Origin of the sequence: uncultured Buchnera sp. (assembly GCF_913776765.1) — a bacterium.
GTDB classification, from domain to species: domain Bacteria; phylum Pseudomonadota; class Gammaproteobacteria; order Enterobacterales; family Enterobacteriaceae; genus Buchnera; species Buchnera aphidicola_AO.
In genome coordinates, this window is the sequence record NZ_CAJYPO010000001.1 from 302,468 (window position 1) to 315,161 (window position 12,694).

Annotated in this window: 9 protein-coding genes; 5 read left to right on the plus strand and 4 right to left on the minus strand. The window is 26.5% G+C overall.

Features of this window, described 5'->3' with window-relative positions:
• Window positions 1-56 precede the first annotated feature (56 nt).
• The 3 genes from rpsO (at window position 57) to QZ401_RS01580 (ending at window position 4,964) form a co-directional block, all read left to right on the plus strand.
• The gene (rpsO, locus tag QZ401_RS01570; protein ID WP_295164322.1) at window positions 57-326 is read left to right on the plus strand and encodes a 30S ribosomal protein S15; all 270 of its coding nucleotides are present in this window, start codon (window positions 57-59) and stop codon (window positions 324-326) included.
• A gap of 292 nt (window positions 327-618) precedes the next feature.
• Window positions 619-2,697 carry a polyribonucleotide nucleotidyltransferase gene (gene pnp / locus QZ401_RS01575; RefSeq protein ID WP_295164324.1) on the plus strand — a complete coding sequence of 693 codons (2,079 nt, stop codon included), beginning with the start codon at window positions 619-621 and terminating at the stop codon, window positions 2,695-2,697.
• A gap of 464 nt (window positions 2,698-3,161) precedes the next feature.
• Window positions 3,162-4,964: a DEAD/DEAH family ATP-dependent RNA helicase gene (locus QZ401_RS01580; RefSeq protein WP_295164327.1), complete on the plus strand. Its 1,803-nt coding sequence runs from the start codon at window positions 3,162-3,164 to the stop codon at window positions 4,962-4,964.
• A 65-nt stretch (window positions 4,965-5,029) separates the two neighbouring features.
• Here QZ401_RS01580 and QZ401_RS01585 read toward each other — a convergent pair whose 3' ends face one another.
• The 4 genes from QZ401_RS01585 to argF form a co-directional block, all read right to left on the minus strand.
• A complete protein-coding gene (locus QZ401_RS01585; protein WP_295164328.1) occupies window positions 5,030-5,416 on the minus strand; it encodes a Rid family detoxifying hydrolase in 387 nt (128 codons plus the stop codon).
• Window positions 5,417-5,493: 77 nt separating this feature from the next.
• On the minus strand, window positions 5,494-5,949 hold the full coding sequence (gene pyrI, locus QZ401_RS01590; protein WP_295164329.1) for an aspartate carbamoyltransferase regulatory subunit: 456 nt from the start codon (window positions 5,947-5,949) through the stop codon (window positions 5,494-5,496).
• Window positions 5,950-5,958: 9 nt separating this feature from the next.
• Window positions 5,959-6,891 (minus strand): aspartate carbamoyltransferase, encoded by a 933-nt coding sequence (pyrB, locus tag QZ401_RS01595; protein WP_295164331.1) that lies wholly within the window; start codon window positions 6,889-6,891, stop codon window positions 5,959-5,961.
• A gap of 138 nt (window positions 6,892-7,029) precedes the next feature.
• Entirely contained in the window at window positions 7,030-8,046 is a 1,017-nt protein-coding gene (gene argF, locus QZ401_RS01600) for an ornithine carbamoyltransferase (RefSeq protein WP_295164333.1), read from the minus strand.
• Between the two features lie 176 nt (window positions 8,047-8,222).
• Here argF and QZ401_RS01605 point away from each other — a divergent pair, with 176 nt between their 5' ends.
• Window positions 8,223-9,725, plus strand: a complete 1,503-nt coding sequence (locus QZ401_RS01605) for a leucyl aminopeptidase (protein WP_295164335.1) — start codon at window positions 8,223-8,225, stop codon at window positions 9,723-9,725.
• Window positions 9,726-9,802: 77 nt separating this feature from the next.
• Complete coding sequence (locus QZ401_RS01610; protein ID WP_295164337.1) at window positions 9,803-12,673, plus strand: valine--tRNA ligase; 2,871 nt, start codon at window positions 9,803-9,805, stop codon at window positions 12,671-12,673.
• Window positions 12,674-12,694 lie beyond the last annotated feature (21 nt).

Here is a 12,694-nt window from a genome sequence, read left to right on the forward strand (position 1 = left end):
ATAATTTTATTAAATTATAATTAGTTTCATATAGTTTAAAACATATGGAGTTCCAAATGTCTCTCGGTATAATAAGTATTAAAGAAACAATTTTAAAATATGGCCAAAATGAAAAAAATACTGGAAAAACAGAAGTTCAAATTGCATTGTTAACGAATCAAATTAATCACCTTCAATTACATTTTTCTCAACATAAAAAAGATCATTGTAGTCGTAGAGGTCTTTTAAATATGGTTTCAAAACGTCGTAAGTTATTAAATTATTTAAAGAAAAAAAATATATCTTGTTATGTTAAATTAATTGAAAGTTTAAATTTAAGACGATAAATAGTTTTTTTCAACCATTATAAAATTAAAAAATATTTAAAAACTTTAAATTAATAGATAAAAAATTTTTTATTAAGGGCTTTTTAGCCCTTTTTTTACAATTTTGTTTAAATATTTATTAAAAATGCACCAATTAAAAAGTTTATTTAAAAAAAATAAATAAAATTCATATGTATAATAAATGTTGTATTTATAATTTGTAGATCAAATACTATATTTATTTATAATGTTAACTTTTAAAGTTAAAAGTTTTTAATGAATATAAAATTAGTTTTATATTAAGGATATTATTTTGCTAAATCCCATTGTACGTAAATTTCAATACGGCCAACATACAATTACCTTAGAAACAGGTATAATGGCTCGTCAAGCAACAGCAGCTGTTATGGCTAGCATGGATGATACTGCTGTTTTTGTAACTGTTGTTGGAGAAAAAACAACTCATTCTAGTCAAAAATTTTTTCCTCTTACAGTAAATTATCAGGAAAGAACATATGCTGTTGGTCGAATACCCGGAGGTTTTTTTAGAAGAGAGGGACGTCCGAGTGAAAATGAAATATTAACTGCTCGACTAATTGATAGACCAATTCGACCTTTATTTCCAAAAGGTTTTTTTAATGAAATTCAAATAATTGCTACTGTAGTATCAGTTAATCCGCAAATAAATCCTGACATAATTTCTATTATAGGTGCTTCAGCAGCATTAAGTTTGTCAGGAATACCATTTTATGGACCGATTGGTGCTGCTAGAGTTGGTTTTATTAATAATCAATATGTTTTAAATCCTACAACTGACGATATGAAATCTAGTTTTTTAGACTTAGTTGTTTCAGGTACTCAAAACGCTATTTTAATGGTAGAAGCAGAATCAAAAGTATTAAGTGAAGATAAAATACTTGGTGCTATTACGTTTGGTCATCAACAACAACAAGTAGTTATTAATAATATTCGTTCTTTATCAAACGAAGCAAGTAAATTACCTTGGATAGTATCTTATCCTGAAATAAATACAGAATTAGAATTAAAACTTACTAAGTTAGTTGAGAAAGATATAAGTAGCGCTTATTTAATATTTAATAAACAAGAAAGATATGAGAAGTTAAATTTTCTCAAGGAAGAAATAACAAAATTATTTTTGAGTGAAAATCCAAATGTAGATATATCAGAAATTGAAGATATTTTTAAAAATATTGAAAAAAAAGTTGTAAGAAAACGTATATTAAATAATGAAAATCGTATCGATGGACGAGAAAAAGATATGATTCGCGCATTAGATGTGAGAACAGGTGTTTTACCTCGTACTCATGGTTCTTCTTTATTTACTAGAGGTGAAACACAATCTTTAGTTTCTGTGACTTTAGGAACTTCTCGAGATGCTCAAAATTTAGATGAACTATTAGGAGATAAAACTGACAATTTTTTATTTCATTATAATTTTCCTCCGTATTCTGTTGGAGAAATTGGAATGGTAGGTTCACCTAAAAGACGAGAAATCGGACACGGCCGTTTGGCTAAAAGAAGTCTTTTAGCAGTTATGCCCAAGTTAGATGATTTTCCTTATACTATAAGAATAGTATCTGAAATTACTGAATCTAATGGTTCTTCTTCTATGGCTTCAGTTTGTGGTGCGTCTTTAGCTTTAATGGATGCTGGAGTGCCTATAAAATCTGCTGTTGCCGGGATATCTATGGGTCTAGTCAAGGAAGGAGATAAATATGTCTTACTTTCAGATATTTTAGGTGATGAAGATCATTTGGGAGATATGGATTTTAAAGTTTCTGGAACAGAAGAAGGAATTACAGCTTTACAAATGGATATGAAAATAGAAGGAATTACTAACGACATCATGCGTATTGCGTTAAACAAAGCAAAATCTGCTCGATTGCATATTTTAAATGTCATGAAACAAGCATTAAGTAAACCTAGAAATGAAATTTCTGAATTTGCACCTCGTATTCATACAATTAAAATTAACCCTGAAAAAATTAAAGATGTAATAGGTAAGGGGGGATCTGTAATTCGTATGTTAACTGAAGAAACGGGGACTATAATTGAAATAGAAGATGACGGTACAGTGAAAATATCTGCAACAATTGGGGAAAAAGCAAAAAATGCTATTCGTAGAATTGAAGAAATTACAGCAGAAATTGAAGTAGGACGTATTTATCCTGGAAAAGTAACTCGTATTGTTGATTTTGGCGCTTTTATTTCAATAGGTATTGGAAAAGAAGGTTTAGTGCATATTTCACAAATTTCTGATAAAAGAGTAGAAAAGGTTTCTGATCATTTATCAGTTGATCAAATGATTTCAGTAAAAGTATTAGAAATAGATCGTCAAGGACGTTTAAGATTAAGTATTAAAGAAGTATAAAACTCTATTATTTCCAATAAATCTATAAATAATATTTATATCTGATATAATTAAATTTAAATTAATAAAAAATTTGATTTTCTTTATGTAATGCATTTATTTTTTTTGAATTTAAAGATCGAAAAATTTTTATTTTCAATAAAATATAGATTTATATCTTATCAAATAGTACCATATGAATAACGTATAAATAAAATCTAATCTTTTAGATTATTGTTTACAGTTTTTTTACTAATAGTAGAAATAAAGTTTTTAAAAATAATTCTCACTATTTGCTGATTTTATGTTTTATTTATTTAAAAAATTATTAGCAATAACTAATAAATATTATTTATTTTTAATATATTTATTAGATCATTTAATTTGAGCCGGTTCACAACTTTCAATGAGAATAATAAATAATATATATTTTCATAATGAGCTATGTAGACTGGCCACTGTAACTTAAAAGGCATATCTATTGCATGACTCATACTGAAAGCACGTTTTCTTTTCTTGGTTTAAATCCTTTTATTATTAAATCTTTAGCTAAAATGGGATATGTTAAACCTTCTCCTATTCAAGCGGCTTGTATTCCATTGCTTTTAGAAGGACGAGACGTATTAGGAATGGCACAAACAGGAAGTGGAAAAACAGCAGCATTTTCATTACCCTTATTACACAATCTTGATGTTAACTTAAAAGCACCTCAAATTTTAGTATTAGCTCCAACAAGAGAGTTAGCTGTTCAAGTAGCTGAGGCTTTTTCAGATTTTTCTAAATATATAATAGGAATACATGTATTACCTTTATATGGTGGTCAACGATATGAAGTACAACTACGAGCACTACGACAAGGACCTCAAATTGTTGTAGGTACTCCAGGACGTTTATTAGATCATTTAAAAAGAGGAACTCTTAATCTTTCAAATTTACACGCGTTAGTTTTAGATGAAGCAGATGAGATGTTACGTATGGGTTTTATAGAAGATGTAGAAACAATTATGTCTCAAATACCTAAAGAGCATCAAACAGCTTTGTTTTCAGCAACAATGCCAGAAGCTATACGTCGTATTTCTAAAAGATTTATGAAAAATCCTCAAGAAATAAAAATACAGTCGAATATAACTACGCGTCCAGATATTAAACAAAGTTATTGGATGGTTTATGGTAGAAAAACTGACGCATTAATTCGTTTTTTAGAAGTAGAAGATTTTTCTGCAACAATTATTTTTGTGAAAACAAAAAATGCAACTTTAGAAGTATCTGAAGCTTTAGAACGTAATGGATACAATAGTGCTGCATTAAATGGAGATATGAATCAAGCATTACGAGAGCAAACTTTAGAACGACTGAAAAATGGCCGATTGGACATTTTAATTGCTACAGATGTAGCTGCTCGTGGTTTAGATGTTGATCGGATTAGTTTTGTTATTAACTACGATATCCCTATGGATTCAGAATCTTATGTTCATCGTATAGGTAGAACAGGTAGAGCTGGTAGAGCTGGTAGAGCTTTATTATTTGTCGAAAATCGTGAGCGTCGATTGTTGCGCAATATTGAACGAACAATAAATCAAACTATTCCAGAAGTTCAATTACCGAAAATTGAATTATTATGTAAAAGACGTCTTGAACAATTTGCTAAAAAAGTACAAGAGCAATTAGAAAGTAGAGATTTAGATGAATACAGTGCATTATTAGATAAATTATATTCTCCTGACGATTTAGATATAAAGACTCTTGCTGCTGCTTTATTAAAAATGGCTCAAGGAGGACGACCTTTGATTATTAAGAAAGATTTATTAAAACGTCCATCTAGAGAATTTTCTTTTAAAGATGATCGCCGACGTGAAGAGAACAGTCGTAATAATCGAAATCGTCGTGAACGTCGAGATATAAAAGATATAGACTTATATCGAATTGAAGTAGGTCGTAATGATGGAGTTGAAGTACGTCATATAGTTGGTGCTATTGCTAACGAAGGGAATATTAATAGCCGTAATATTGGAAATATTAAACTATTTTCTTCTTATTCAATCTTAGAATTACCTAAAGGATTGTCTAAAGATTTATTGCAACATCTCATGAAAACAAAAATTTTAAATAAACAAATAAATATAAAATTATTACGTGATATTAAAAATTATGAAACTAGAACACATAATCGTTCTATTTTTAATAAAGATAAAAATAATAAGCGTCGTTTTTCTGAAAATCGTTTAAATAAATCTAATAGTATTAAAAATGAAACAAAATTATCTTTTTTTCGTCGTAAAAGTATTTGATTTTATGCCGCTTTGCGGCATATTGAAGATATTATAGTAAAAAATTGTTTAAAATTTTGTGAAATTTATTTTTTAAATGCCATTGCTTCCATTTCAATTTTTACATTTTTTGGTAACTTTTGAACTTCCACACAAGATCTTGCAGGAAATAATGATTTGTTATCTATAAAAAATTTTTCATAGATTTCATTAATTATATGAATTTTTTTCAAATTAGTAGTAAAAATTGTTATTTTTATAATGTCTTGTATTTTATATTCTGATGCAATAACAATTGATTTTATATTTTTTAATACAATATATGTTTGTTCAGAGATATTATCTGGTATATATCCTGATTTAACATCAATAGGTATTTGACCAGACGTAATTAAAAAATGTTTATTTTTTATAGCTTGTGAGTATGGTCCGATAGGTTTCGGAGCGTTTTCTGTATTAACTATAACATTCATAAAGCACCATTTTTTTATGTTATTAAATAGAGAAATAGAATCGTTTCTAAAAAAATACAATGTTTAGATTCTTTTTATTATAAAACTATGTTTTTAGCGAATTCTTTTTCACAATATTGACATTTTAAGTTTATTTCATTATTTATATCTTTTGTGAAAATAAAACTAGAAGTGATAAAATGATTGTGACTAGCACAATTACTATTTGGACAAATTAAAATACGATCTATTTTTTTAGGTAAAGATGGAAAAGTTTTTCCTACTAAACTGTATTTCTCAATGTAATTAACTGTAGCACATGGTGCATAAACAGCTAATTGATTAATTTGATCATCGCTTAAAAAAGTATTTTCAATCTTTATAATATCTTTTTTACCTAATTTTTGAGAAGGTAAATTTAATCCAATAGTGATCCTTTTTTCTGTTTCGGTAAATCTGAATAAAGAAAGCAGTTTAAAACCAATATGTGCTGGAATGTGATCAATTACACTACCAGATCTAATAGCTTCTACTTGAAGTTTATTTATTTGCATATATTTTTATTAAAAGTGTTTTTCTATTAATACCAATGATAAAATTGCTTGACGTGCATAAATTCCGTTTGCTGCTTGTTTAAAATACCAAGCATAAGGTGTATAGTCAACATCATGATCTATTTCATCTATACGAGGTAGTGGATGCAATATTTTTAAATTATTACGTGCATTTTTTAAAGTTGAAGTTTGTAAAACAAATTTTGATTTAGCATTTGCATATTCAGTTGAATCAAGTCTTTCTTTTTGAACACGAGTCATATAAAGAATATCAATTTCAGAAATTATTTCTTCTATATTTTTATATCTTTTCCAATGAATTTCTTTTTTGTAAAGCATATCGTTGATATAATTGGGCATAGTTAATGCATCAGGTGAAATAAAAAAAAATTGATTATTTTTATACTTGGCTAATGCTTGTGTTAATGAATGAACTGTTCTTCCATATTTTAAATCTCCTACCATAGCAATGTTTAAATTACTAAGCTTAGTTTGTGTTTCTTTAATGGTAAATAAATCTAAAAGTGTTTGTGTTGGATGTTGGTTTGCTCCATCTCCTGCATTAAATATTGGTATTCCATGAGAAAAATTTGCCGCTAAACGTGCCGACCCTTCTTGGGGGTGTCGAATAACAATTGCGTCTACATATGAGCTTATAACTGAAATAGTATCTGCTAATGTTTCTCCTTTTTTTCCTAAAGAAATATTTTCACCATCAGAAAACCCTATAATTGATGCTCCTAAACGATGAAGAGCCGTTTCAAAAGACAAACGAGTACGCGTTGACGCTTCAAAAAAACAACTGGCAACAATTTTATTTTTTAGTAAATTAGGTTGTGCTTTTTCTTTTAATAATGCAGATTTTTTTAATACTAATTCTAATTCATTTCGATCAAGATCATTGATTGAAATTATATTTTTTTTATACAGAGAATTTCTCAATTTTTAGTTTCCTTAATTATAGTGAAAAAGATAGTTTTGGATATCTTATCAATATACAAAGAGATAAGAAAAAAAATTATTGAGTGATTTTTTACATATTAAAAACTTTATATTTTTTTATATAAAACATTTTTTTTATTAAAAATTAATTTCTTTTACAAGACTAGATATAAGAAGCGCTTTTATAGTATGTAATCTATTTTCTGCTTGTTCAAAAATAGTTTTTTGATGTTTTTGAAAAAGATTATCTGTAATTTCCATTCCATCTTTTAATCCATATTCTTTCAGTATAGACTTTCCTGTGCTTGTTTTTTGGTCATGTAAAGCAGGAAGACAATGTAGTATTTTTACTTTGGGATTTTTTGTCATTTCTATCATAGAATCATTTAATTGATAATTTTTTAATAATTCAATTCTTTCTTTCCATTTTGTTTTATCTTCCCCCATCGAAACCCAAACATCAGTATAAATAAAGTCTGTATTTTTAACACCTTCCTTAATATCTTCAGTGCATATTATATTACCTTGATTTTTTTTTGCTAATTTTTTACATTCAACAAAAAGATTTTTATCAGGCCAACATTTTTTTGGAGACACTAAACGCAGGTCTAATCCTACGATCGAAGCAGCTTCTAAAAGACTATTTCCTATGTTATTACGTGAGTCACCAACATAAGTACATTTTATATCAGAAAAACTTTTATTTGAAAAAATTTCTTTCATGGTTAATAAATCAGCTATTAATTGTGTAGGATGAAACTTTTCAGTTAATCCATTCCAAACTGGTACAGTAGAATGCTGAGCTAAAATCTCTATCGTTCTATGATTATGACCTCGATACTGAATACCATGATACAAACGACTTAGTACTCTTGCTGTATCTTCAATTGATTCTTTTGTTCCAAGATGTGTGCTACCTGGTCCAAGATAAGTAACATGTGCACCTTGATCAAAAGCTGCTACTTCAAATGAACATCTTGTACGAGTTGATTCTTTTTCAAAAATTAAAGCAATATTTTTTTGTTTAAGTAACTTAATTTCTTGATGGTTTTTTTTTGTTTTTTTTAATTTTTCTGATAACGTAATAATGTTTTTTAATTCTTCAGTGGTAAAATCTAGTAATCTTAAACAGTCACGTTGATAAAGATGGTTCATAACTTAAATTCTCCATAATCAGATAAAAATATATTTTTAATGAAGTAAAATTAGAAGTTAAAAATACCATTATATAGTATATAATATTTTTCTGTATTTTATTTCTTTATTTAATATTTAAAAAATAAAACATACAATCAATTGATAATATTTATTATACTTTTCGAGAAAAAATTATGAAATTTTTTATAAAAAATTCTCTTCTAGAAGAAGAAAAAACTGATTGCATAATAATTGGTATTTTTGAATTTTGTGAATTTACATGTGAAAACAACTATTTTAATGAATCTGTTTGTAATTATATTAATAATTTTATTAAGAGGGGTGATATACAAGGAAAAATAGGTCAAACACTTTTATTATATAACATTCCTCACATTCTTTCTAAAAGAATATTACTAGTTGGCTGTGGGAAAAAAGATAATTTAAATAGATATAATCTTAGTAAGATTGTAAAAGAAAGTATGAAAATTTTAAATAAATTTTCTATTAAAAACATTCTTTTTTCTTTAATTGGATTAAACATTAAAAATTGTGATACATATTGGTCTATTAGAACCATGGTTAATGCTATTAATAAATATTTATATAAAAATTTTAAGATAAATACGTCTTTAGAAAAAGATATTTATTTATATTCAATTTCATTTCATATAATGGAAAAAAAATACTTGCATATAGCAAATAACTCTTTAAAGCATGCTTTAGCAATTAATTCTGGAATTACAGCTGCAAAAAAGTTAGGTAATTTACCACCTAATATTTGCAATCCATTATACTTATTTTTACAAGCTAAAAAATTATCTGAAAAATATAAAGATAAAATTAATGTAACATCTATTGATATCAAAGAAATGAATAGTTTAGGTATGAATGCTTATATTGCAGTTGGAAGTGGATCTAAAAACAAGCCATATATGTCTGTAATTAAATATTCTGGAAAAAATACAATTAAACAGGAAAAAGTTATTGTATTAATAGGAAAAGGATTGACATTTGATTCTGGAGGTATATCTATAAAACCATCTAAAAATATGAATGAAATGAAATATGATATGTGTGGTGCCGCAGCAGTATATGGAACTTTAATTGCTGTAGCTAAATTAAGTTTACCCCTGACTGTTATAGGTATTCTAGCAGGTTGTGAAAATATGCCAGGAGGTAACGCTTTTAGACCTGGCGATATTTTAACTACTATGTCAGGTAAAACAGTAGAAATATTAAATACTGATGCTGAAGGTCGTTTAGTATTATGTGATGTTTTAACATTTGTAAAACGTTTTTCTCCAGATGTAGTTATTGATATTGCTACTTTAACTGGCGCATGTGCTGTAGCATTAGGAAGTCACTTTAGCGGTCTTTTTTCAAACGATGAAAAACTTGCTTGTGATTTAGAAAAATCTTCACGACAAACTAACGATAAAATATGGCGTTTACCATTATCTTCAGAATATGAAAAAGAATTAAATTCTAGCTTTGCAGATTTTTCAAATGTTGGAAAAGGTAAAGCAGGTGCGATAACTGCTGCTTGTTTTCTTTCTCAATTTTCAAAAGAATACACTTGGGCACATTTAGATATTGCTGGAACTGCTTGGAAATCTGGTAGAAATCAAGGTGCAACAGGTCGTCCTGTTGAACTATTAAGTCAATTTTTATTAAATGAATCTAATTTTTTTTAAGTTTAAAAAATATAAAAGAATTTATTTTTTAATACGGCAATGTTGCCATTTTTGAATTAAAAACATAGTTGAATACAATGGAAAAAAATTATAACCCTAAAGATATTGAAGAATCTTTATACGATTTTTGGGAAAAAAATGGATTTTTTAAACCTAATAACGATTTAAATAAACCAGCTTTTTGTATTATGATGCCACCTCCTAATATTACAGGTAATTTACATATGGGGCATGCTTTTCAACAAACAATTATGGATATATTAATTCGCTATAATAGAATGCAAGGAAAAAATACGTTATGGCAAGTTGGAACAGATCATGCTGGAATAGCAACACAAATTTTAATTGAGCGTCAAATATATTCAGAAGAAAAAAAAACGAAAAAAGATTACAGTAGAAACGATTTTGTTAAAAAAATATGGAAATGGAAAAAGAAATCTAATGTTTCTGTTACAAAACAAATGAGACGATTAGGAAATTCTGTTGATTGGGATCGAGAGAAATTTACTTTAGATCCTGATATTTCTAATGCTGTTAAGGAAGCTTTTATTATTTTATACAAAAATAATTTTATTTATCAGAAAAAGAGATTAGTACATTGGGATTCAAAACTGGAAACAGTAATATCAGATTTAGAAGTAGAACATCGTTTAGTAAAAGGTAAAAAATGGTTTATTCGATATCCAATTGTTAAAAATACAAAAAATATAAATATTAAATATTTGTTAGTAGCTACTACTAGACCTGAAACTTTATTAGGTGACACAGCTTTAGCTGTAAATCCAAAAGATCATAAATATAATCATTTAATTGGTCACTCTGTTATATGCCCTATTGTTAACAGAATAATACCGATTATTGGAGATAATTATGCAGATTTAAACAAGGATACAGGTTGCGTAAAAATAACTCCTGCACATGATTTTAATGATTATAAAGTAGGACAACGTCATAAATTACCTATGATTAATATTTTTACTCGTAATGGAAAAATTAAATCTAATTTTTCAATTTATAATTACCAAGGTATAAAATCTAATGTTTATAATTCATCCATTCCGATTGAATTTCAGAACTTAGACATTTTATCTGCAAGAAAAAAAATTATTTATGAGATTGAAAAATTAGGATTTTTAGAAAACATTGAAGAATGTGAAATTCTTGTTCCTTATAGTGATCGAAGCAATGTTGTTATTCAACCAATATTAACTAATCAATGGTATTTAAAAACATTACAGTTATCTAAATTAGCTATTAATATTGTTAAGGAAAAGAAAATTAAATTTATACCTGATCAATATGAAAGTATGTATTTATCTTGGATGAATAACATTGAAGATTGGTGTATTTCACGTCAGTTATGGTGGGGTCACCGCATTCCGGTGTGGTATGATGATAATAAAAACATATATGTTGGTTACAGCGAAAAAAAAATACGTGAAGAATATGATATAGCTGACAACACAATATTAAATCAAGATAATGATGTATTAGATACCTGGTTTTCTTCTGCTTTATGGACTTTTTCTACATTAGGTTGGCCTGAAAAAACAAAATTTTTAAAAATTTTTCATTCAACTAATGTTTTAGTTAGTGGTTTTGATATTATCTTTTTTTGGATTGCTAGAATGATTATGTTAACAATGTATTTTATTAAAGATTGTCATGGAAATCCTCAAGTACCATTTAAAGATGTTTACATAACAGGTTTGATACGTGATGAAGAAGGCAAAAAAATGTCAAAATCAAAAGGAAACGTTATTGATCCAATAGATATGATAGATGGAATTTCGTTAAATAAATTAATTGAAAAAAGAACAAGTAATTTATTACAACCTAATTTATCTGAAAAAATTCGTTATCGTACTATAAAACAATTTCCTAATGGAATAGAGGCAACAGGTACAGATGCATTACGTTTTACTTTTTCTGCTTTAGCATCTAATACACGTGATATAAAATGGGATATGAATAGATTAAAAGGATATCGTAATTTTTGTAATAAATTATGGAATGCTAGTCGTTTTGTTTTAATAAATACAAAAGATCATAATTATTTTAATTTTTCAGTTCATGATAACATGTTATTAATAAATAAATGGATATTAATAAAATTTAACAATGTTGTTAAATTATATAGAAGTTCATTAGATACTTATCGATTTGATATTGCGGCAAATGTTTTATATGATTTTATTTGGAATGTTTTTTGTGATTGGTATTTAGAATTCGTAAAGTCTATTATAAAATTAGGTTCTCCTGAAGATATACGTTTTACTAAAAATATTTTAATTCATATATTAGAATTATTGTTAAGATTATCTCATCCTATAATTCCTTTTATTACAGAATCGATTTGGCAGCGGATAAAAAAAATAAAATATATTAAAGATAAAACAATTATGCTTCAATCCTTTCCTGAATATAATAATCAATTACTTGATAAAAATATATTATCTAATATCAGTTGGATGAAAAAAATCATTATTTTTTTGCGAAATACTAGAGTTAAAATGAATATTAGTTCTACTAAATTATTACCGTTATTTTTAAAAAACATCAATTCCGAAAAAGAGAAAATAATTAAAGAAAATAAATTTTTATTAAAAAATATAGCGTTTTTAGAAAAAATTAAAATTTTATCTAAAAAAGATAATGAACCTTTTTTGTCTATAAAAAAAATAATCGATGGAGTTGAAATTTTAGTTCCAATACTTAAAATGATTGATAAAGAAACTGAACTAAAACGATTAAACAAAGAAATAAAAAAAATAAAATCACAAATATTAATTTCTGAAGAAAAAACATCTAATCAAAATTTTTTATCTTATGCTCCTAAAAACATAATAAAGCAAGAAATAAAAAAATTAAGAAACTTAAACGAAATATATTTAAAACTATCTAAACAATTAGAATCTCTTAATAACTTATGTTGTGAAAAAAAATAAACATTTTTAATTATAGGTTTT